This is a genomic window from Streptosporangium pseudovulgare, from assembly GCF_014648055.1.
In the GTDB taxonomy this organism is placed as follows: domain Bacteria; phylum Actinomycetota; class Actinomycetes; order Streptosporangiales; family Streptosporangiaceae; genus Streptosporangium; species Streptosporangium pseudovulgare.
Genome location: NZ_BMQJ01000001.1, coordinates 861,937 through 883,434 on the forward strand (window position 1 = coordinate 861,937; position 21,498 = coordinate 883,434).

16 protein-coding genes are annotated in these 21,498 nt (G+C 73.1%); 6 read left to right on the plus strand and 10 right to left on the minus strand.

Translation table 11 applies throughout. The features are described 5' to 3' along the window. Nucleotides 1-86 precede the first annotated feature (86 nt). Nucleotides 87-1,394: a hypothetical protein gene (locus tag IEZ10_RS03770; RefSeq protein WP_189244977.1), complete on the minus strand. Its 1,308-nt coding sequence runs from the start codon at nucleotides 1,392-1,394 to the stop codon at nucleotides 87-89. 310 nt (nucleotides 1,395-1,704) lie between these two features. On the opposite strand from IEZ10_RS03770, the gene IEZ10_RS03775 reads away from it, so the two are divergent. Continuing rightward, the gene (locus tag IEZ10_RS03775) at nucleotides 1,705-3,120 is read left to right on the plus strand and encodes an ATP-binding protein (RefSeq protein WP_189244978.1); all 1,416 of its coding nucleotides are present in this window, start codon (nucleotides 1,705-1,707) and stop codon (nucleotides 3,118-3,120) included. A gap of 93 nt (nucleotides 3,121-3,213) precedes the next feature. Here IEZ10_RS03775 and IEZ10_RS03780 read toward each other — a convergent pair whose 3' ends face one another. Then, nucleotides 3,214-4,479, minus strand: a complete 1,266-nt coding sequence (locus IEZ10_RS03780; RefSeq protein ID WP_229810900.1) for an alpha/beta fold hydrolase — start codon at nucleotides 4,477-4,479, stop codon at nucleotides 3,214-3,216. A 167-nt stretch (nucleotides 4,480-4,646) separates the two neighbouring features. On the opposite strand from IEZ10_RS03780, the gene IEZ10_RS03785 reads away from it, so the two are divergent. Continuing rightward, entirely contained in the window at nucleotides 4,647-4,901 is a 255-nt protein-coding gene (locus tag IEZ10_RS03785) for a GntR family transcriptional regulator (RefSeq protein ID WP_229810901.1), read from the plus strand. Nucleotides 4,902-5,025: 124 nt separating this feature from the next. Here IEZ10_RS03785 and IEZ10_RS03790 read toward each other — a convergent pair whose 3' ends face one another. The 3 genes from IEZ10_RS03790 to IEZ10_RS03800 form a co-directional block, all read right to left on the minus strand. Next, the gene (locus IEZ10_RS03790; protein WP_189244979.1) at nucleotides 5,026-5,601 is read right to left on the minus strand and encodes a DUF3147 family protein; all 576 of its coding nucleotides are present in this window, start codon (nucleotides 5,599-5,601) and stop codon (nucleotides 5,026-5,028) included. After that, nucleotides 5,598-5,945: a DUF3147 family protein gene (locus IEZ10_RS03795; protein ID WP_189244980.1), complete on the minus strand. Its 348-nt coding sequence runs from the start codon at nucleotides 5,943-5,945 to the stop codon at nucleotides 5,598-5,600. Before IEZ10_RS03795 ends, IEZ10_RS03790 begins: the two co-directional genes overlap by 4 nt. Nucleotides 5,946-6,092: 147 nt before the next feature. After that, nucleotides 6,093-7,652, minus strand: coding sequence for a BCCT family transporter (locus IEZ10_RS03800; protein WP_189244981.1), 1,560 nt, complete (start codon nucleotides 7,650-7,652; stop codon nucleotides 6,093-6,095). A gap of 130 nt (nucleotides 7,653-7,782) precedes the next feature. On the opposite strand from IEZ10_RS03800, the gene IEZ10_RS03805 reads away from it, so the two are divergent. The 3 genes from IEZ10_RS03805 to IEZ10_RS38675 all read left to right on the plus strand — a co-directional run bounded on the left by IEZ10_RS03805 (nucleotide 7,783) and on the right by IEZ10_RS38675 (nucleotide 12,590). After that, nucleotides 7,783-9,918, plus strand: coding sequence for a serine/threonine-protein kinase (locus IEZ10_RS03805; protein WP_189244982.1), 2,136 nt, complete (start codon nucleotides 7,783-7,785; stop codon nucleotides 9,916-9,918). A gap of 56 nt (nucleotides 9,919-9,974) precedes the next feature. Then, nucleotides 9,975-10,316 carry a VOC family protein gene (locus tag IEZ10_RS03810; protein ID WP_179819007.1) on the plus strand — a complete coding sequence of 114 codons (342 nt, stop codon included), beginning with the start codon at nucleotides 9,975-9,977 and terminating at the stop codon, nucleotides 10,314-10,316. Nucleotides 10,317-10,565: 249 nt separating this feature from the next. Then, a complete protein-coding gene (locus IEZ10_RS38675) occupies nucleotides 10,566-12,590 on the plus strand; it encodes a CHAP domain-containing protein (protein ID WP_229810902.1) in 2,025 nt (674 codons plus the stop codon). A gap of 136 nt (nucleotides 12,591-12,726) precedes the next feature. Here the strand turns inward: IEZ10_RS38675 and IEZ10_RS03820 are convergent, their stop codons facing one another. The 4 genes from IEZ10_RS03820 to IEZ10_RS03835 form a co-directional block, all read right to left on the minus strand. Continuing rightward, the gene (locus IEZ10_RS03820; protein WP_189244983.1) at nucleotides 12,727-14,490 is read right to left on the minus strand and encodes a S1C family serine protease; all 1,764 of its coding nucleotides are present in this window, start codon (nucleotides 14,488-14,490) and stop codon (nucleotides 12,727-12,729) included. A gap of 270 nt (nucleotides 14,491-14,760) precedes the next feature. Next, on the minus strand, nucleotides 14,761-15,333 hold the full coding sequence (locus IEZ10_RS03825; RefSeq protein WP_189244984.1) for an SSI family serine proteinase inhibitor: 573 nt from the start codon (nucleotides 15,331-15,333) through the stop codon (nucleotides 14,761-14,763). Between the two features lie 293 nt (nucleotides 15,334-15,626). Further along, the gene (locus IEZ10_RS03830) at nucleotides 15,627-16,286 is read right to left on the minus strand and encodes a response regulator transcription factor (RefSeq protein WP_229810934.1); all 660 of its coding nucleotides are present in this window, start codon (nucleotides 16,284-16,286) and stop codon (nucleotides 15,627-15,629) included. A 35-nt stretch (nucleotides 16,287-16,321) separates the two neighbouring features. Beyond that, on the minus strand, nucleotides 16,322-17,536 hold the full coding sequence (locus IEZ10_RS03835; RefSeq protein ID WP_189244986.1) for a sensor histidine kinase: 1,215 nt from the start codon (nucleotides 17,534-17,536) through the stop codon (nucleotides 16,322-16,324). A gap of 328 nt (nucleotides 17,537-17,864) precedes the next feature. On the opposite strand from IEZ10_RS03835, the gene IEZ10_RS03840 reads away from it, so the two are divergent. After that, a complete protein-coding gene (locus tag IEZ10_RS03840) occupies nucleotides 17,865-18,854 on the plus strand; it encodes a lipocalin-like domain-containing protein (protein WP_506004875.1) in 990 nt (329 codons plus the stop codon). Between the two features lie 142 nt (nucleotides 18,855-18,996). On the opposite strand, the gene IEZ10_RS03845 is transcribed toward IEZ10_RS03840, so the two are convergent. Continuing rightward, nucleotides 18,997-21,240 (minus strand): MMPL family transporter, encoded by a 2,244-nt coding sequence (locus IEZ10_RS03845; protein WP_189244988.1) that lies wholly within the window; start codon nucleotides 21,238-21,240, stop codon nucleotides 18,997-18,999. Nucleotides 21,241-21,498 lie beyond the last annotated feature (258 nt).

The following is a 21,498-nucleotide window of genomic DNA, read 5'->3' on the forward strand; positions in this document are numbered from 1 at the left end:
CGGGGGACACTGCTCCATACCTGATGAACCGCGCCGAATCGGGTGACGGGGTCCTTCGGCCGGGGAGGATGTCACATGGGGAGAACTCAGCGGTAGCGGGCGATCATGGGGCCGAAGTGCTTTCCATAGGCCAAGCCGACCGCGTAGACCGTCCCCGTTCCGGGCACCGCGCTCACCGCGGAGACCTCGACCTCACGCCTGCGGTTCACCCCCGCCATCCGCGGTAGCCCGGTCCGGCTGCCGTCGGGTCCGATGCGAATGGTCCCGCTCAGGCCGCCCTCGTCGGCCTCCTGGTCGACCAGGATGATCCCGCCCGCGCCATCGGAGCCGGACGCGGAGACCTCGGCCGGGCTCCGCACCCACGACCAGGCTGTGCCGTCCCAGTGCATGGCGATCGAGGAGGTGACGCTGCCGTCCTCGTAGTCGAAATCGCTGCGGGTACCGGTCGCCCACACGTCGCCGGGACCGTGGGCGACGACATGGGTGAGCCTGATCGACGGAATACTGCCGTCCGGCTTGCCCTCGCTGTTCATCGCCCGGCTCGGCGTGCGGTCCTCGGGCGCGGGGACCAGCCGCCATGACCGGCCGTCCCAGCGCATGGTCGCCGCCTGCGAGCCGGAGCCCCCCTGCTCGGACGGCGGGCCGGTGCCGCCGACCGCCCACACCTGGCCGGGCGCCGCCGCCGACACCGACGCCGCCCAGGCAGGCAGGCGCGTGACCGTCCAGGCCCGCCCGTCCCAGTGCGCGGCGTGGTCCCCGACCGTCAGCCACACATCGTCGGGCGCGAGGGCGGCGGCACCGGTCCCTTCGCCCGCGTTGTAGTCCATGTCCGGTAGCGGAACCCGGCTCCAGCGCTCTCCGTCCCAGTGGTGCGCGGCCACCGCGGCGGTGGCCGCGAAGATCCAGGCGTCGCGCGGTCCGGTCGCCACCAGCGCGGGAAACCTCTCGTGATCCCTGTGGTCCCAGGTCACCTCGGGTGCCGGACGCTCACGCCAGCGCCGGCCGTCGAAGTGCAGAAGCAGCAGCTTGCCGATGCCTTCGTACGGGCCGCCGAGCGCCCACACGTCGCGCGGACCGCTGGCCGCGACCGCTTGCAGATCGATTCCGCGCTGGTCGCCGACGTACTCGAGCCGCCAGCCCCGGCCCCGGGCGGTGCGGACCGGAGAAGGCGCGGGGATCGCCGTGGTGACGCCGGGGGAGGCGGCGGCCGGCGCGTGCACGTCTCGCGATGGCGCGGCGGTGCACCCGGCGCCCAGGACGGCGGCCGCGCACAACGCCGTCAGGCGCTTGGCACCGCCCACGGCACGGGATGACCGAGACGGGCGGTGACCTCGTTCGACGACCTTCCGCTGCACCGGCGCGGCGACCTCTGCGGCGATCTCCAGATCCGGCACCCTGCAACCCTTCGATGGCGTACGTGGCTTCCCGGCAGTGTACGGAGCGACGTCCACCCCCGAGGGCCGCACGCCGCGATCAACGATCATGCTCGCATGTTCATCGGCCTCCTCTCCTGATCGGAAGGACCCCGCCGCCCGGTTCGGCGTGACCTCCCGGAAACGGTCGGCCCATCCGGCCTGGCCCGGAACTCGCTATATGCTCCAGGGAATCGGGCAGCAGAGTCATGAAGGCCGGGGCATCTCCTCCGGTCCGTTCGGTGAGCGGGGCGCGGGCCCGTGACGTCGCGAGGGCCGGGAGGAAGACCGCATGACCGATCCGGAAGTGCTCAGAGGGCTGTTCCTGTTCGAGAGGCTCGACGACGAGAAGATCGCCTGGCTGGCCTCCCACGGCGAGGAGCGCGACTACGACGCGGGTGAGACGGTCGTACGGCAGGGCGACCCCGCCGAGTCCTTCTTCGTGCTCATCGACGGCGAGGTCATGATGACCACCGAGACCCCCGCCGGGCCGGTCTCCATGGCCCCCACCTCCCAGCCCGGCGTCTACGCAGGGGCGATCTCGGCCTACCTCGGCGACCGCGCCCCGGACTCCTACGCCCACTCGCTGCGCGCGACCAAGCCGTCGCGGCTCTTCGTGCTCCCCGCCCGGAAGTACGGCCACATGATCGGCGAGTGGTTCCCGATGGCGGTGCACCTGCTCGACGGGGTGCGCCTCGGCGGGCTCGCCCAGCGGGACTTCATCGACCGCAGGCAGCGGCTGACCGCGCTCGGCACGATCACCGCCGGGCTCACCCACGAGCTCAACAACCCGGCGGCCGCGGCCGTGCGCGCCGTGGGCGAACTGCGGGAGATGGTCCGCTCGTCGCGGCGGGAGCTGGCCGCGCTGGCCGAGGCGGGCATCCCCGCCGACCGGCTGCGCGCCCTGATCGACCTTCAGGAGGGCTGTACGGACGGTGCCGTGGAGGCGCCCGCGCGGTCCCCGCTGGAGATCTCCGACGCCGAGGACGCGCTGGGCGAGGCGCTGGAGGAGGCCGGGGTGCCGGACGGCTGGGAGCTGGCCCCGGCGCTGGTGAGCGCGGGCTTCGGCCCCGACGGGCTGGACGCGGTGCGCGAGTCGGTCGGCGAGGAGCACCTGCCCGGCGCGGTGCGCTGGCTCTCGGAGGCCATCGAGATCGGTCAGATGCTGGACGAGGTGACCGACGCGACCGGGCGGATCTCCTCGCTGCTGGCCTCCGCCAAGCAGTACTCGCAGATGGACCGCGCGCCGTACCAGACGGTGGACGTGCGGGAGCTGCTGGACAGCACTCTCGCCATGTTCAAGGGCAAGATCCCGCCCGGGGTGAGCGTGGCGACCGACTACGACCCGGAGCTGCCGCCGATCCCCGGCTACGCCGGGGAGCTCAACCAGGTGTGGACCAACCTGATCCACAACGCGCTGGACGCGATGAACGGCAGCGGCACGCTGACCGTCCGCACCCGCGTGGAACACGACACCACCGCCCTGGTGGAGGTCTGCGACACCGGCCCCGGCGTCCCGGAGCACCTGCACGAGCGGATCTTCGAGCCGTTCTTCACCACCAAGGCCGTCGGCGAGGGCACCGGGCTGGGACTGGACATCTCCTACCGCATCGTGGCCGGCCGGCACGGCGGCGACCTGCGGGTGGAGTCGGTGCCCGGCGACACCCGCTTCCAGGTACGGCTCCCGCTCACCGAACCGCCCGCCTGAACGTCCGGCGGGAGCCGGAGCGGGGTCCGGGAGGCGGGCGCGGGAGCCGGGGTGGGGGCGGGAGACCAGGCGCGGGCCGGACGGCCCGGCGGATCAGGGGCCGTGGACGCCCTTGACCGTCTCCATCAGGCGGGCGAGGACCCGGCCTCCGGAGACGCGCACGCCGTCGTGCTCCCACTCGTTGGTCACCCAGGCCCGCACGCCGCCCACGGCGCGGGCCGTCTCCATCGACAGTCCCTCGTCGACGTACATGTCGTCGTAGTAGACGGCGGCGGCGACCGGGACCCGGTTGTCCGCCAGCCGTACCGGGTCGTAGAGGGCGGGCCAGTCGGAGCGGGCGGCGATGATCTCGGCGGCGCCCTTGAAGGGGCGGAGCGCGGCGATCTCGTCGAACATCCAGGGATAGATCATCTCCCCGGTGGGCAGCAGCGGCCGGGCGTCCTCGGAGAACTCCTCCGGAAGCAGGCGGTGCGCGGCCCAGGCGGTGGCGCCGCCCTGGGCGTAGATCGACTCGTGCAGGACCGCGTAGAGCGGGTTGCCGACGAAGCCGGTGGCCATCATGACCTCGTAGCGGAACAGGTCGGAGAGCCGGTCGCCGGTCCACGCCTCGTCGAGCATCCAGTGCAGGCGGTCGGCGCCGTCGCCCATCCCCAGGCACATGCCGAGGCTCTGCAGGCGGCGCACGGTCAGCCGGTCGCCGTCGGGCAGCAGGACCTCCCGGTCGCGCAGGTGGTCGGCGATCGCGTCCAGGCGGGCGGAGTCGCCGGGGTGGCGGGCGAAGTACCGCTCGACCTTGGCGCGGACCCTGGGGTAGGTCCGCGCGTAGACGTCGTCGGCGCTCGCCGTGAGCCCGGCCAGGCCGCCGGTGACGTAGCAGGCCGAGAGCCCCTCGGGCGCCCGCGACAGGTAGGTCAGCGTGACGAACCCGCCGTAGCTCTGGCCGAGGGTCTCCCACGGCCGCCCGCCGCACAGCTCGCGGCGGATCAGCTCGGCGTCGTCGACGATCGCGTCGGCGCGGAAGTGCGCGAGGCGGGCGGCCAGCCCGGCGTCGGTGCCGGAGACGGCGGCGGTGGCGGTGGCGACCGGGGTGCTGCGGCCGGTTCCCCGCTGGTCGAGCAGGAGCACCCGGTGGGTCCTCAGCGCGTGCCCCAGCCAGCCGTCCGCGCCGGTCGGCCGCGGCGACTTGCCGCCCGGCCCGCCCTGCAGGAAGAGCATCCACGGCAGGTCCTCGCCCTGCCTGGCCGGGTCCACCGCCTCCCGGGCGAAGACCTCGATGGTCTCGCCTCCGGGGTCGGCGTGGTCGAGGGGGACGGTGAAGACGTGGTCGGTGAGGGCCACACCGGGCAGCAGGACGGTCACCCGCCGAACGGTACCGGAAAGCGGCGGGGCGGGCCGTCCCCGGCCCGTCCGGGCGGAAGGCCCGTGAGGCGTCCGTCCCGGACGCGCCGGGACGGGCGCCGGAGAGGCGGGCTCCTCGCCGCGCGCCTGCTCGGCGTTCCCCGGGCGGGCGTCTACGATTCGAGGCCGTGACGATCGACCACGGCGGAGACGTCCCCGCCTACCGGAAGCTCGCTGACGTCCTCCGGGCGCAGATCACCCGCGGCGAGCTGGAGATGGACCGCCCGATCCCCTCCGTGGAGGACCTCGGGGAGCGGTACGGCCTCGACCCCGAGGACGTGCGGCGGGGGATCCAGGTGCTCCGGGACGAGGGGCTCCTCTACACGCTGGAGGGCACGGGGGACTTCGTGTCCTCCCGCGCCGAGGAGACCGGCGGCGGCTGACCCGCGCCCACCGGGCCGCGGACCGCACAGGACCGCACAGGGCCGGACGGGCCCCGGGCGCACCGGACCACGGGCACACCGAGCCACGGCGCACGGGACCGCGGGCGCACGGGGCCGGACGGGTTCAGCCCGCCGGCGGCTCGTCTCCCCCGGCGACGAACGCCCTGGCCAGCAGGTAGCAGCCCAGCGAGAGGACGGCCCACACCGCGGTGGCGGCGGTCAGCGCCGCCCACAGCGGCCACCGGCCGGCCAGCGCGGCGGCGATGACCGCGGCGAAGCCGAACAGCCCCACCGCGCCGAAGGTCGCGCCCCGGGCCTCGTTGCAGGCCTGACGCAGGCTCTCCTCCTTGGCGACCAGTGTCAGCGACGCCATCAGGATCGCCGGGAAGGCCAGGAAGAGGCCGCCGAACCGCGGGCCGGCCACCGTGGCGACCACCCCGGCGAGGGCGGACACCCCGGCGCCGAACGCGAACCGGATCAGCCAGTCACGCGGTCCGGTCTTTCCGAGCTCGCGGGGGACGAGCCGTACCTCGTCGTCGCCGCACCGCTCATCACTCCGCCCGCGGTCGCCGCCGGAGCCGCCGGAGCCGCCGCGGCTGTTGTGATCACCGCGGCCATCACGGTCGTCACGGCCGTCACATTCGTCACGGCCGTCACGGTCGTTGTGATCATCGCGGTCGTCACGGAGACCGTTCGTCACGGCCACACCACCAGGTAACCCGCCACGGCCACGGCCAGCCAGACGCCCAGCGCGGCCGACGACCCCTTCCAGACGCCCCACCGCTTCAGCAGCGGCACCCCCGCCAGGCAGTAGGCGACGAACGCGACCGCCCCGACCGTCATGCCCAGGGCCGCCTGGCGGACGTCGGACACCCCGCTGAGCCAGGCCGTCACCAGCATGCCGCCCAGGGCCACGGACGGAGCCGCGGAGAACACGCCCGCCAGCCTCTTCGGAGCGATCATCTCCGCCAGCGCGGCGAACAGCAGCACGAACAACCCGCCCGCCGCGGCCTTGAGCAACACCTGGACGACTTCGAGCCCCATGGCACTTCCTCCCCCGGGCGCCCTTCACCCAGGTCACCACGCTGCCCGCGGTTCCGCCGATCATGCCCTCCGCCACGCCGTACGGCCGCCGGAACCCGGCACCGGATCCAGCCCGTTCCCGGCGTGCGCCGCCCGGAGCGGCGCACGTCAGGGCCTGTCGTCCTCGCCCCAGGCCCGGCGGATGGCGACCGGCAGGCCGTAGGGCCGCCCCCGGGGGGCGGCGACCCCCGGGTCCTGGCGCAGCTCCTTCACCAGGGCCAGGCAGAGCAGGAGCATGACGATCACGAACGGCAGCGCGACCAGGATCGTGGCGCGCTGCAGCCCGTCCAGGCCGCCGGCCAGCAGGAGCACCAGGGCGACCGCGCCGGTCAGCACACCCCACATCACTACCAGCGGCCTGGGCGGGTGGAGCGACCCCCGGCTGGACAGCGAGCCGAGGACGAGCGCGGCCGCGTCCGCGCCGCTGACGAAGTAGAGCGCGACGAGGATCACGGTGATCGCGGTGGTGAGCAGGGTCAGGGGCAGGTGGTGGAGCAGCGTGAACATCGCCGACTCCGGTCCCTCGGTGAGGGTCGCGGAGAAGTCCGCCGTACCCGCGCGCTGGAACCACACGGCGGCGCCGCCGCTGATGACGAACCAGACCACGCTGACGCCGGACGGGACGAGCAGAACGCCGACCACGAACTCGCGGACGGTCCGCCCCCGGGAGATCCGGGCGATGAAGGCCCCGACGAACGGCGCCCACGACATCCACCACGCCCAGTAGAAGATGGTCCAGGTCCCGAGCCATTTCTTGTCGATGAACGCCCCCGTCCGCGAGGACATCGGGAGGAGGTCCTGCAGGTAGCCGCCGACCGACGCGGGGAGCAGGTCGAGGGTGGCGACGGTCGGGCCGAAGACGAAGATGAGCACGGCCAGGACGGCGGCCAGGTAGATGTTGGCGGTGCTCAGCCACTGCACGCCCCGGTGCACGCCGGTCGCGGCCGAGACGACGAACGCGGCGGTCAGCACGATGATGACGATCACCTCCAGTCGCCGGCCGCTGAGCCCGAACAGCTCGTTGATGCCGTACTCCACCTGCAGGGCTCCCAGTCCCAGGCTGGTGGCGGTGCCGAAGACCGTGGCGAGGACGGCCAGCAGGTCCAGCACCCGTCCCGTGTGCGGCCGGGGCCTGCCGCCGAACAGCGGGGTGAAGGCGTCGCTGAACCGGTTGCCGCGACCCATCCGGAAGGTCGAGTACGCCAGGGCCAGGCCGGTGATCGCGTAGATGGCCCAGGGGTGCAGGGTCCAGTGGAACAGCGAGTACTCCATCGCGACCCGCGCGGCCTCCGCCGAGCCCGCCGTGACGCCCAGTCCCGGAGGCGGCCTGAGCAGGTGCGTGATCGGCTCGGCGACGCCGTAGAACATGAGGCCGATGCCCATGCCGGCGCTGAACATCATCGCGACCCACGCGAGGTTGGAGAACTCGGGGGTCTCGTCGTCCCTGCCGAGGCGGATCGTGCCGTACCTGCTCGCCGCCAGCACGACCGCCAGGACCAGGAAGAGGTCGGCGGCGACCACGAACAGCCAGCCGAAGGCGTCCAGCACCCAGCCGAGCGCGTTCGTGCCCGCCGTGTCCAGCGAGCCCGGGGAGAACACTCCCCACGCCACCATCGCGAGCAGCAGCGCCACGGCGACCGCCACCAGCGGGGCATCGAGTTTCCGCATGGAACCGGGCCCCCGTCATCGACACATCCCCCGTACTCGCCTTACTGCCCGGTGCGAAGTTCGCGAACCGTGACAACCACCCCGGGGGGTGAGACCGTCGAACAATCGACGGCGCTCGGAGGGGGACTGGATGGTTCCGGGATACCGCGAGGTGCGAGAGCTCGGCAGCGGGGGCGGCGGCCGCGTGGTGCTGGCCACCTACGAGGCCACCGGCGCCTACGTGGCCATCAAGTATCTCGGCGCCTCCCTGCGGGACTCCCCCGGGTTCCTGTCCGGGTTCCGGCGGGACGCCCGCGTCCTGGCGGAGCTGCGGGACCCCAACGTGGTCTCGCTCCACGAGTACTACGAGGACGTGATCCAGGCCGCGATCGTGATGGAGCTGGTGGACGGCGTCTCGCTCCGGAGGATCCTGGCCCGGCACGGCGCCCTCGGCCCCGAGGCCGCGCTGGTGGTGCTGCGGGACTCGCTGGCCGGCCTCGCGGCCGCGCACGCCGCCGGGGTCGCGCACCGCGGCCACCGGCCGGAGAACGTGCTCGTCCAGGCGGACGGCACCGGCAAGCTGGCGGACCTCGGCGTCGCCGCCCGCACCGCCGAGCCGGGGCCGCCGGGCGGGCCGCCCCACGCGGTGTCCGAGCGGCGGGACGGGCGCCCGGCCGGCCCGGCGGGCGACCTGTACGCGGCCGCGTGCGTGTTCTTCGAGTGCCTCACCGGGCACCCGCCGTACGGCACGGCGCCCACAGAGCCCGCGGAACCCGCGGAGCTCGGGCATCGGCACCGGACCGCGCCGGTCCCGGTGGAGGCGGTTCCGGCCTCGGCGCGCGAGCTCCGCGAGCTGATGGCGCGCGGCCTGGCCGAGGACCCGGCGGACCGGCCGGCCACGGCCCGGGAGTTCGCCGCGGACCTGGAGGCGGTCGCGTCCGCCGCCTGCGGACCCGGCTGGGAGCGGCGTGGGCGGCAGCGCCTGGCCGAGCTCGCCATCGGGCTGGCGCTGGCGTTCCCGCTGGCCAGAACCGTGCCGAAGACGTGCGTCCCGAGGCCGCCGAACGCGGCCGGGCGGCCGGGCGGGACGCGCCGCCCCCGGCTCGGCCCGCGGATCGTGGCGGCGGCGGGGGTGATCGGCGTCGCGGTCACCACCGGGCTGGTGGTCGCGGGCCGGATCCCCGACCGGCTCGCCTCGGACACGGTATTCACCCCCGCGCCGGGACACCCCGCGGGCGGCGGCACGGCGGCCTCCGGCGACCGGAGGACGACCCGGCCGGCCGCCCACGAACGGTCCCGGGGTTCCGTCGTCCCCAGCCCCTCCCCCGGGCCGCCGAGGAGCGCGGCCCCCGGCCGGACCGTGCCGCCCGCGCCCACCGGGCCAGGCGGGCGCACGGACCGGCCCGTCTCTCCGGCGCCCACCGGCGGACCCGGGCGTCCGGACCCCACCGCGCGGCCGAGCCGTCCGGAGCCCACCCCGACGGGCAGTGGTCGGGGCCGCCCGAAACCCACCGCGACGGAGGACCGGCCGAGCTCCACCCCGACGGCCACCGCCTCCGGCCGGCCGAGCCCGACGGGATCGACGGCCTCGCCGGGCACTCCGTCCCCGGCCGGGCCCTCGCCCACCCCCTCCCCCGGCGCCCCGGCCGCGGAGGTGGAGATCATCTCGTTCGACGGCGCCGAGATCGGCCTCCGGGTGCGGGCCGCGGGCACCTCCGCGGTGACCGTGCGGCTGGGGTTCGCCCAGAAGGTCGTCGGCGGCGAGGGCGGGCTGACCGGCGACGTCCGCACCCTGACGCTGTCCGGCCTGACGGAGTACACCCGCCGTGTCCCCGGGGAGTTCGCCGCCCTTCCCCCGTGCGGGGAGTACGTCCACCGGCTGGTGACGGCCACCGTCGTCCCCGGCGGTGAGATGCGCTCCCGGGACGTACGGCTGGGCCTGCCCGCCTGCGGGCCTTCCGGGCGCTCCGGCGTCTCCGGACTTTCGGGTTCCTCCGGTTCCCCCGGTCCTTCGGGACCGGGGACGGACCGGGACCGCGCCGGGACGGACCCCGGCCCCGGCGTCTCCGTGACGGACGGCCTCGCGGAGGCGGACGACTTCGCGGGGGCGGAGGGCCTCGCGGGGGCGGAGGGCCGGGCGGAGGCGGACGGCCGGGCGGGGACGGGCAGCCTCGCGGGCGGACGGCCTCCCGGCCGGGCGGCCGGGGTTCCGGCCCCGCCGGAAACCGGGCGAAGCGCGGCGGGTACCCAGGTTTCACAAAAAATCACCTTGAACCGCGTCTTGTAGCTGGAAACCGGCATCGCTAGCTTGTCGATCGACAACCGACCCCCGCGGAGGCTCCTTTGACCAAGCTTGGCAACGTCCTGATCCCCGTGGCCGACATGGGAGAGGCGATCGCCTTCTACTCCGGGACGCTCGGCCTGGCGGTGCGCTTCCGCGACGGCGACCGGTTCGCGGCCCTGGACGGGGGCGGCGCCACGGTCGCGCTGGTGGCGGCGGAGGAGCGGGTGGCCGGGGAGGTCACCGCGCCGTCCTACCGGGTGGACGACGTCGCGCGGGCCGTACGGGAGCTGGCGGACGCGGGCGCGACGGTGGTGCGTGATCCGGAGGCGGGGCCGCACGAGACGAGGGCGGTGCTCCGCGACCCCTCGGGGAACGTCCTTGTCCTCTACGCACCCATCTGACCCGCCTTACCCAGTTTGAAGATCTGTGCACGCTTTACCGTGACGTAACCTAATCTTGAAGTATGTAACCTCTCCCGTCACGGAAGACACTGGCCAATGGTGCCGCCACACGCGCCCCGGTCCCTCTCCGGCCGGCCCGCGTGAACGCACCATCGTTCGACCCCATCCCCGATGCCCAGGTCGCGAGGGCGGCGCGACCACACACGCACGGCCATCGGGGTTCTCGCGAAACTCTCTATGACCCCTGAGATGCACAAGTTCATCGAGCTGCTGGAAAGTCAGCTCGGTTACTCCGAGAAGTCGGACGGATACACGAAGTTCGGCGGCTGGTACGACGGCACCGTGGAGTCGAAGGACGACTACACCTCCGCCCCCTGGTGCGACATGTACCTGTCGTGGGCGGCGCACAAGCTCGGCTACGAGAGCTGGGTGGGGCAGTTCGCCTACACCGTCTACCACGCGCGGTGGTTCAAGGAGCAGGACGCCTGGGGCACCACCCCGAAGCCCGGCGCCATCGTCTTCTTCGACTGGGGCGGCTCGAACAAGATCGACCGCATCGACCACGTGGGGATCGTCACCCGGGTCGAGGGCCGGAAGATCCACACGATCGAGGGCAACGTCGACGGCGGGGTCGCCAAGCGCAAGGTGCGCGACACCGACAAGGTCGTCGGCTACGGCTACCCCGAGAAGATCAAGGCCCGGCTGGAGAAGGAGGCGGCCGAGAAGAAGACCGTCATCACCTCCTCCGACGTCCGGGCCGACAACTCGGTGGAGGTCTCGCCCGACCCCGGCGTGCTGGCGTTGTTCGCCCTGCCCGACCCCGTACCGGTCGAGAAGGCCGGCCCCAAGACCACCGCCAAGACCACCGCCAAGGCCGCCCCCAAGCACGCCAAGGGCCCCGGCAAGCACGCCGCCCCCTCCCCGTCCCCCGCCCGGCCCGAAACCGCCACGACCACGACCACGACCGTCAACGGCGCCGGTACGGCGGACGCCACCGGCGCCACCGGTGCCACCGGCACGACGGGCGCGACGGCGGGGATCACCGGCACGACGGCCGGACAGGCCACCGCGCCGTCCGGGGGATCGGCCGGAAAGCACGCCAAGCCGGCCACCGCGGACACCAAGGCGCTCGCCGCGGACCCGGTCGCCTCCGGCCGCGACCTGTCGCTGCCCGCCCCCCAGCTCGGCAGCCCGACCGTCCTCGCGCCGGTCCTGCTCACCGCGATGGCGATGATCGCCCACGCCAGGATCAAGCAGTCGCGGACCCGGCTCGCCCTCGTCGGCGCGACCCCCGCGGCCCCGTCGCGGAAGGCGCCCGCCCGCCGGGCCCCCGGCCGCCGCCGCGCCCCGGGCCGCCGCCGGATGACCAAGAACGCGCCCGCCTCGGCCCCGGTCGTCTCCCCCGTCTCGGCCGTCGAGCCGCGGACCGCCGGGACGGTCCTCCCGGAGATCACGGCCGCGTCCCTCCCCGAGATCACGACCGCGTCGCCGGCCGTCTCGACGACCACCGCGGCGGTCCCGCCGGCCGAGCGCGCCGTCGTCACGACCCCGCCGCTGCACATCCACCGGGCCGACGAGATCCTGCCGGCCGCCCTCGCCCGTACCGGCTCCCACGGCGCGGAGGGCGAGTCCTTCCCGGCCGCGGCCAGCCTCACGCGTGCCGAGGAGACCGACCTGGCCGCCCTCCTCGCCCGCGTGAGCGAGACCGCGGAGAGCTGGCTCTCCGGCGCCTCCGGGGGCCGTTCCCCCGACGTCCCCGAGAGCTGGTTCTCCCCCATGCCGGAGAGCCGGTCCGCGGCCGTCTCCGGGAGCTGGTTCTCCCCCGTTCCGGAGAGCCGGTCCGGCGCGGCCGGGGACACCGGAAGGCCCGAGCGGGCTCCGGGCCGGGAGACCTCCCCGGTCCGCCGCCACGACGGTCCCAGGGTGCCCTACCAGGGCAGGCGCCGGCTGCGCGAGCATCCCGCCGAGTCCCCCGCCTTCACGCCGGACGCCCCGCCGCGGGGCCGGCGGCACCGGCGCGAGCACCCGTTGGAGACGTCCGCCTTCGCGGCGGACGCCCCGCTGCGGGGCCGGCGGCACCGGCGTTCCGAGCCCGTGGTCAGCACGACCGTCCGGCTCGGGCCCGCCGTCCCGGCCGCCCGCACCTGGCCCGGGGACGTCCCGGCCCGATCCGCGGACGTTCTCCTCCAGGGGGACGTCATGGCCGGCGGTGACGCCCCGGTGCCCGGCGGCTACCGGGGACGCCGCCGGGCGAAGGTCCCCGAGCGGGTGTGACCGCCGTCGCTCCCGGCCCTCCGAGTGGCCCGGGAGTGGCGCGCTCACGGGGAGTGGCCCGGGAGCGGCGCGCTCGCGGGTCTCCGGATGCCCGTGGGAACGCCCGGAGTCCCGCCGGGCCTCCGGGGGCGGCGCCTCAGCGTCCGTCGTCCGGGTGCCGGCCGATGTCGCGGCGCAGCCGTTCCAGCTCCGCCTCCAGGCCGGCGATCCGGGTGTCGGCGCCGGGACCGGACCGCGACGGGGCCTGACCGTACGGCGGCTGCGGGCCGGAGGCCGGGTCGCCCTCCGGCCCCATCGGGAGGGGGTGCGGCGAGCGCCGCGAGTGGACGGGCTGCCGCGGCCCGCCGTACGGGTCGTGCCCGCCGTACGGGTCGGCGCCGTACGGGTCGTACCGCCCGGACCGGTCGTCGTAGGGCACGGGTCCGTGCCCCGCCGACGGGGGGACCTGGTGCGCGCCGTACGGGATCTGCGGGAAGGACGGCGCCGGAGCCTTCGGCCGCCGTCTGCGCCCGAGCACGGCGGCCAGCGCGCCGAGCGCGACCACGAGCGCCAGGCCGCCGCCCCACAGCAGCCACGGCAGGATCGGGCTGGAGCTCCTGTCCCGGCCCGCGGTGATGGCCTGCTGGGAGTCGGAGATGTAGCGGGCGACGTAGGGGTGGTTCGGGTGCAGCGCCTGGACCTCCCGGAACTTCGGCAGCGCCTCGGAGTAGTGGTCGGCGAAGAACAGCTCCAGCGCCTCGTTGTAGTTCTTCGTCGTCACCGACTCGGCGGGCCTGATGTTCTTCTCGTTCAGCTTCTCCTTGACGACGCCGACCGGCAGCACGAAGCTCTCCCCCTCGGTGGAGCCTCCGTCCTGCTGGATCAGTCCGCCGACCAGGATGCCGATGACCTTGCCGTCCCTGCTGAACACCGGGCCGCCCGAGTTCCCCGGGTAGGAGGGCGCCTGCGTCTGGATGTACGGCACGCCCTCGGGGGTCTGCCGTGTGGCGTTGTAGGGGCCCTCGGTGAACGCGGGTTCGAGCTTGGACTCGATGTTGAAGATCGAGGTCTGCGTCACCGTGCCGGGGAACCCGCTGATGTAGAGCGTGTCGCCGACCCGCACGTCGGAGTCGGCGCCCAGCGGCACGGTCGGCAGGTTGCTCATGCCGTTGGCCTTGAGGATCGCGACGTCCTTGCCCGGGTAGACCGTCCCCTTGGCGACCAGTTCGATGGGGATCGCCTTGGCGGTCTTGTCCACGCCGCCGCCCGGCAGGCTCTGCAGCAGGGACAGCGAGCTCTCGACGTTACGGATCTTGATGTTGTCGGCGTTCCAGATCTGGAAGATCTTGGCGGCGGTCCGGACGATCTCGTCGTCGGAGGCGAACTCGCCGAGCCCGGCCACCAGGTCGGCGGCGTCCTTCTTGTTGATCTTGTCGAGTGCCTGGGACGCGAAGGTCCGCGCCAGCTCGGCGTCCTCCTGGCCGACGCAGTGGGCGGCCGTCACCATGTAGCCGTCCGGCGTGACCCACCAGCCCGTGCACAGCCCGCCCGCGGTGGCCTTCACGACCCGCTCCGGCTTCCCCGGTGAGAAGTAGCGGCCCGGGTTCCTGGCCATCTGCTGGACGACCCACCGGTAGATGCTGTTGTCGTCGGAGGAGATCTTGCCGGACTGGACGGCCTCGACCCCCTGCATGGTCAGACTCCTGATCGCCTGCGGCTTCGCCACCGGAGTCGGCACCGCGACGTCGGCGGCGTAGGACACCGACGTGAGCTGCACGGCCGGATGCGTCCGGGCCGCCAGCCGCGTTCCCACGGGAATCTCCGGATCCTTCGGGGCCGCCAGGGCGGCTCCCGGCGACGCCAGGACGCCGGTCAGGACCAGTCCCGCCAGCCCGGCCGCGACGGTTGTTCGTGCCTGCATTCGCTTGCTCTCCCCAAACTCGCTTTCCGGAGCGGGAGCATTCCGGGCACGACTTGGGGAGGACTTGGAACCGGCTGGCAGCCCCGCCCGCGCGCACCGGCGGGGCCGGGCCGGGGCGCGGGCGGGAGGCCGGTGCGACGCGGGTTCCGACGGCGCGGGAGGCGGCGGCTCCCGGCCACGGAGCCGCGGACCGGGAGCTCCGGCCGCGGACCGGAAGCTCCGGCCGGGGACCGGACCTCTCCGGCCGGAGGACTCAGGAGGCGAGGGCGATCAGAACGCGAAGACCTCGCCGGTCGCCCTGCGCAGCTCGCAGGAGTTGGGGTAGGTCCGCTGGAACCGGACGGGCCGGCCGTTCCAGAAGCCGTACGCGCTCACCCTGACCGGCTGGTACAGGCGCGGGCAGAAGACCGGAGACATCGAACCGACGTAGGCCGGGTTGCCCTGCGCCGGGTACAGCTGCGCGCACGCCGCGACCGGGTTGGGGTGCGTGCCACGCGCCGGCCCGCAGCTCAGCGAGACGGTCCGCGGCTGGCTGAACGGCCCGTAGGCCCTGGCGACCGACAGCGTGAGCTGCCTGACGCCGGGGTAGGGCGGCCTGGGCGGCCCCACGGGCGGGCGCGGCAGGGGCGGAGGCGGTACGGGCCGGCCGGCTCCGTGCGGCATGGGCCCGGGTGGCGGCGGCTGGAGGCCGTCCGGGTCCGTCGGCCCCTGCCAGGCGGGGTCTGCCTGGGCCTGCGCGGAGTTCGGACCGTACCCGGGCCCGTACCCGGGGTCGCCGGGTCCGGCGGCCGCCTGTGCGGCGGTGACGACACCGCCGAGCAGGGACAGACCGGTGACGGTCATACACAAGAGACGTCGCATGGAATCCCCAAAGAAGACGCGTTTCCTGAAGACCAGAAAAGGGGTTTTCCAGTCTTTTCGGGGGGATGATGTGCGCCCTGACCAGCGGAAATGGTATATCCGCCAAGGCCGAGACGTCGCACGGCGACTCGCCCCCGGACGTCATCTACGACTCGTTTTTCCGGCACTGAACCGTTTACTGATGGTTTCAGAATGAGGTCCGGAGACGGCGTGGGCAGATGACGAGGTCGGAACCTTACACGTCGTGGTCGTCTTCGCGCCGGTGAACGGCGCGTTCATGGGGCAGGGCTGACCAGTCCCGTTCGGTAGGCGATGACGACCAGCTGCGCACGGTCGCGCGCACCCAGTTTCACCATCGCGTGGCTGACATGGGTGCGCACGGTGGCCGGGCTGAGAAACAACTCGTTACCGATCTCGTGGTTGCTCAGCCCCTGTCCTACCAGGGCCGTCACTTCACGCTCGCGCTCGGTCAGCACCGCGAGCCGCTCCTCCGCGGCCCGTGCGACCTGGCGTCGCGCAGCGAACTGGCCGATGAGACGCCGGGTGATCCGCGGCGCGAGCAGCGCGTCTCCGACGGCGACCACCCGGACGGCGTGCAGGAGCTCCGACGGCCCGGCGTCTTTGAGCAGGAAACCGCTGGCACCGGCCTGCAGTGCGTCGAAGACGTAGTCGTCGGTGTCGTAGGTGGTGAGGATGAGGACGCGGACCTGTTCCAGTCCGCGCGTCCCGGCGATCTGCGCGGTGGCCTGAATCCCGTCCAGCTTGGGCATGCGGATGTCCATGAGGACCACGTCGGGACGGGTGGCGCGGGTCCGCTCGACGGCTTCGTGGCCGTTGGTGGCTTCTCCCACCACCGCGATGTCGTCCTCGAGATCGAGCAGGACCTTGAACCCGGAACGCACGAGAGCCTCATCGTCGGCGACCAGCACCCTGATCGGAGCGTTCGCCGATGGGGACCCCGCCGCGGCGTTCACAGGCGCGACCCGCTCGGCGCGAGGGGCAGTCGTGCCTTGACTTCGAACCCGCCGCCCGGAAGCGGCCTGGCGTCGAGTTCGCCGCCCAGCAGTTGACAGCGCTCGCGCATGCCGAGGATCCCGCGGCCGAGCTTGGCCGGTAGGTGCGGGTCGGCGGGGACATCGCCTGGGGCGGCACGGCGGCCCTCATCGGTCACGCGGATCTCCAAGGTTTCGATCCCGGGGTTCATCGCCACCCGCACCCGAGTCGGGCCGACATGGCGGATCACGTTGGTGATCGATTCCTGCAGGATCCGGTAGGCGACACTCCCCACCGCGTTCGGCAGCGGTGCCGCGGGTGAGGTCTCCTCGAGCTCGATGTCGAGCCCGGCCTCGCGTGCCTTGGCGGTCAGTTCCTCGATCTGCCCCAGCCCGGGGTACGGCAGGCGCTCATTGTCGTCGTCACGGAGTACGCCGAGGATGGCTCGCATCTCCTGCAGTGCCCGGGAACTGGTCTGCTCGATCGCTCGCAGCGCCTCGCGCGCCACTTCCGGCTTCTTGTCGAGTACGTGCGCGGTGACACCGGACTGGACGTTGATGATCGCTATGGCGTGCGCGACGGTGTCGTGGACCTCGCGCGCGATCCGGAGCCGTTCGGCGTCGACCCGAGCCCGCGTCTCCTCCTCGCGGGTCCGTTCGGCCAGCTCAGCGCGCTCCTGAGCATCGGCCGCGATGACCCGCCGGGACCGGACGGACTCGCCGAGAGCCACGCTCATGACCGACGCGCCGATACGGAAGAACACCCAGCCGATGGCGGCGCGCGGCTCGATGTCGGCAGCGGCGACCAGCCAGCCGATGGCGAGCACCGTGGTCCCCACGCCGGCCGTCACCAGCGACCGGCGCCCGTCACCGTAAGCGGCGAGGGTGTACAGGGCGACGAAGAGCCCGAGCCAGCCGGGCCCGTCAGGGAAGTCGAGGGTGTAGTACACCAGGCTGGCGAGCGCGGCGGTGACGAACACCGGCACCGGCCACCGGCGGCGGACGGCGACCGCCACGCCGCTCACGACCAGCAGGACATATCCCAGGTGTCCGAGGTCGCTGAGGGGCCGCGAGGCCCCCTCGGCGGCGATCTTCGCCAGGGTGCCCTGAACCTGCATCACGGTGACGAAGAGCGCGAGCAGCACATCCTGCGCCGACGCAGGCAGGCGCAACGACGTGGCGCGGTGTTCCATGCCGCGATCCTACGGTTCGTGCGCGCGAGAACGCTCCGCCCAGACGCGCGTACCGCCTACCACGGCGGGTGTATGTGAGCAGGAGTCGTCTACGCGGAACTGCCTGGACGCCGCCGCCCGCGGTCGGAGGCGGCGACGCCTCGACGACGCGATGATCGACCCCGTGAAGTGGGCGGCCCGCTGCGCTTCGGCTCGCCCGGGGATGGCGCCGGCCACTTGAACAGGTGTGTTTCGCCGGCTGGAGATGAGGACTCATATGCAAGGACAGCTACGTCGATCAGTCACGTCAATCGCCGCCCTGGCGCTCGGCGCGGTGCTGACCGCAGGAATGTCGCCGTCCGCCCCGGCGGCGGCCGAGACCGGTCCCGGGGCAGCGGGCAGGGCCAAGTCGGCGGCGGCCACGGCGGCACCCGCTTTCCCCGCGTTCGTGCGTCTGCCTGCCGATCAGGCGGCGCATCCGGACGCACGCCAGGAATGGTGGTACATGGTCGGACACGTCAACGCCCGTGGCCACCGGTTCGGCTACCAGGTCACGATCGGCGGCGCCGGTAGACCGCAGGTCATGATCGCGATTACTGACAAGACGACTGGCGCGTTCTACACGGAGAGCAAGAGCTACCCGCTCGACCAGACCAGTTTTTCCACTACCGAGCTGGACATACGCACGCCGACGGCGACGCTGTCCGGGCCCATGGAGGCGATGCGCCTGCGCGCCACGCTGCCGGTCGGCGAAATCGATCTGACGCTCAAGGCGCAGGGGCCCGTGCTGTACAACAACGGGACCGGGCTGATCCCCTTCCTCGGCGGCACGAGCTACTACTACTCCCTGCCCAGCCTGGCGACGCAGGGAACGCTCAAGGTGGACGACCGCACCTATCCGGTGACCGGGGAGTCGTGGATGGACCGCCAGTGGGGTTCCTGGGACTGGAGCACCATGCAGAAGTGGACCTGGATGGCTGTGCAGTTGTCCAACGGCGACCGGGTCAACCTCTGGGACCTGTTCGGCGAGGGCAATGAGTTCCCCTACGCGACCGTGCTGCGCCGGGACGGAACCCACGAGGTCGTCGCGGTGAATCGGCTCGCTGACACCACCTCCGGCTTCTGGACCAGCCCCACCAGCAAGCAGCGGTACGGCACGCGGTGGATCGTGAACATCCCCGCGCTGGACACCAGCCTCACCGTCACCGCCAAGCCGGGAGCCGAACTCCAGAGCGCCTTCGGCGGCCTCTACGAGAGCCCGGCCACGGTCACCGGACGATACCGGGGCAAGCCGATCAGCGGGCAGGCGTTCGTCGAGCAGAACGGCAATTGGCGATAGCGCTTCAACGGTTGCCCGGCCCCTGAAGACGGCGGGGCGCCTCCGGCGTCGCGGTCGCCCTGGTCGTCCACGAGCGCAGGCGACTGGCCGCGGTCTGAACCCGGCCGCGCCGGCCGCCGCGCCCGGACGGCGGCCGCCGCGGTCAGCCCAGGCCGGCGCCGACGAGCCGGCCGCGCGGCTCCTCCGCCGGGGTCTCCTCCTCCTCGTCGTGCCCCTCCACGGAGAGGTTCGGCAGGATCCGGTCCAGCCACCGCGGGCACCACCAGTTGAGCCTGCCGAGCAGGGCCATGGTCGACGGCACCAGGAGGCCGCGGATGACGGTGGCGTCCACCGCGACGGCGACGGCGAGACCGACACCGAAGATCTTGACCATGGGATCGGGGTAGGCGATGAAGGCCACGAAGACGGCCACCATGATCAGGGCCGCGGAGGTGATGACCCGGCCGGTCGAGCCCAGCCCCTCGGCCACCGCCCGCCGGTTGTCGCCGTGCCGCAGGTACGCCTGCCGTACGGCGGTGAGCAGGAAGACCTCGTAGTCCATCGACAGGCCGAACAGCACCGCGAACAGCATCAGCGGGATGTAGCTGTCGATCGGCACCGTGAAGAAGACCGCGGTGAGGAAGGAGTCGTCCACGCCGACCGGCGGGTCCATGCCGACCAGGGCGCTGCCCAGGCCGAAGGAGAAGACCAGCGACAGCGCGCCGAACGCCGCGCCGAGCGAGACCAGGTTCATCACCGCGGCCTTGATCGCCACCACGGGCGACCGGAACGCCAGGAGCAGCAGCACCGCGCTCAGCGCCACCACGACGGCCATGACGACCGGGGTGCGCTCGGCCATCCGCGCGTTCGCGTCGGCCATGCCCGCCACCTGGCCGCCCACGTGCACCTCGGCCCCGTCGAGGCGGATCGCGCGCACACCCTCGACCACGTCCAGCGCCCGCGGGTCGCCGGGGCCGTAGTCGGGGATCGCCTGGACCAGCGCGGCGGTGCCGGCGTCGTTCAGAACGGGGTCGGCGACGTGCGCCACGCCGTCGACCGCGGCCACCTTCCTCTTGAGCTCCTTGAGCACGGCCGGCTCGGACTCCGGGTCCGTGACCTTCCCGTCGAGCGAGGCCACCACGATCAGCGGCCCGTTGAACCCCGGCCCGAACCCGGCCTCCAGCAGCTCGTAGGCGCGGCGGGCGTCGGTGCCCTTCTCGGCGTAGCCGTCGTCGAGCGTGCCGAGCCTCAGCCCGAGGGCGGGGGCGGTCAGCGCGCCGAGGATCACGACGCTGAGCGCGAGGACCCGCCAGGGGCGGCGGGCGACCCAGGTGCCGAGCGCCGACCAGCCGGAGGCGCCGTGACCGCCCCTCCGGCCGCCCGCGAACGGCAGGCGCAGCGCGTTCACCCGGTGCCCGAGCAGGCCGAGGAGCGCGGGCACCAGGGTGACCGCGGTGACCACCGCGCAGACGACCGAGATGCCGGTGATCCAGCCGAGCGTCTGCAGCATCGGGAACCCGGCGAGCATGAGCGCGCTGAGTGCGATGATCACCGTGCCGCCCGCGAAGACCACCGCGCCGCCGGAGCTCGCCACGACCCGGCGCACCGCCTCGTGGACCGGCACCCCGGAGGCCAGCAGCCCGCGGTGCCGGCTCAGCAGGAAGAGCGCGTAGTCGATGCCGACGCCGAGCCCGATCATCGTCGCCATGATGGAGGCCTGCTTCGGCACGTCCACGAGGTGCCCGAGCAGGCTGATCAGGCCCAGACCGGTCGCGATGCTGACCAGCGCCGTGAAGATCGGGATCATCGCGGCCACCACCGTGCCGAACGCGAAGAGCAGCACCAGCAGCGCGCAGAGCACACCGATGATCTCACTGGTCCCCGTCTTGATCTCCTTGTCGGCCGGGCTGGAGGCGACGGCGGGCACCGCCTCGATCCCGGCCGCCCGCACGGGGGCCGCCGCGTCCGAGATCTGGCGGCTGATCTCGGCCACCTTGTCGGTGTCGTGGCCCTGGAGCTTGACGGTGATGAGGCCGATCTGGAGGCTGGAGGCCAGACCGCCGGTCCGGTAGGGGGTCTGCACCTCGGTCACGTTCGGCAGCGCGCGGATCTCGTCCATCGCCCGCTGGACCGCGTTCTTGCGGCTCTGGACGGTGAGGGGCCCGTCCGGCGAGTAGAGCACCATCTGGACCGTGCCGCCCGTGTCGTAGCCGGGGCCGAAGCCCTCGCGCATCAGGTCGTGCGCCCGCTGGGCGTCGGTGCCGGGGATGGCGACGTCGTTGTTCACCGGGCCGGGGAACAGCAGCGAGCCCGCGGTGAGCAGCACCGCCACGGCGACCCACAGCGCCAGCACGGCCCTGCCGTGCCGCGCGCACCAACTTCCCAGCCGCCCCAGCAAGCCCGACATCGGTGACCGTCCCCTTGAGAACTCTCGAAACCGGCGCGGGCCTCGTACGGCACGCGAAATCCCAGGAGAGCGTATTGCGAATTATCACGAAATAAGGGATCTTGACAGTGAATGAGACGATGAACACACTCGTCCACCGAACCCCGCGCGTATCAATCCCCACCGGGTCATCTCATAGCGCCGCTCACGTCCCACCGGCCCCAAAAATCCCATGGATCCCGCCGGTCACGCCGTCGCGACGCCTCGCCCCCCGCTCCG

Coding starts and splice junctions, on each gene's coding strand:
- IEZ10_RS03775 (WP_189244978.1), top strand. CDS start 1,705: ATGACCGATCCGGAAGTGCTCAGAGGGCTGTTCCTGTTCGAGAGGCTC.
- IEZ10_RS03795 (WP_189244980.1), bottom strand. CDS start 5,945: ATGGGGCTCGAAGTCGTCCAGGTGTTGCTCAAGGCCGCGGCGGGCGGG.
- IEZ10_RS03800 (WP_189244981.1), bottom strand. CDS start 7,652: ATGCGGAAACTCGATGCCCCGCTGGTGGCGGTCGCCGTGGCGCTGCTG.
- IEZ10_RS03805 (WP_189244982.1), top strand. CDS start 7,783: ATGGTTCCGGGATACCGCGAGGTGCGAGAGCTCGGCAGCGGGGGCGGC.
- IEZ10_RS38675 (WP_229810902.1), top strand. CDS start 10,566: ATGCACAAGTTCATCGAGCTGCTGGAAAGTCAGCTCGGTTACTCCGAG.
- IEZ10_RS03820 (WP_189244983.1), bottom strand. CDS start 14,490: ATGCAGGCACGAACAACCGTCGCGGCCGGGCTGGCGGGACTGGTCCTG.
- IEZ10_RS03825 (WP_189244984.1), bottom strand. CDS start 15,333: ATGACCGTCACCGGTCTGTCCCTGCTCGGCGGTGTCGTCACCGCCGCA.
- IEZ10_RS03835 (WP_189244986.1), bottom strand. CDS start 17,536: ATGGAACACCGCGCCACGTCGTTGCGCCTGCCTGCGTCGGCGCAGGAT.
- IEZ10_RS03840 (WP_506004875.1), top strand. CDS start 17,865: ATGTCGCCGTCCGCCCCGGCGGCGGCCGAGACCGGTCCCGGGGCAGCG.
- IEZ10_RS03845 (WP_189244988.1), bottom strand. CDS start 21,240: ATGTCGGGCTTGCTGGGGCGGCTGGGAAGTTGGTGCGCGCGGCACGGC.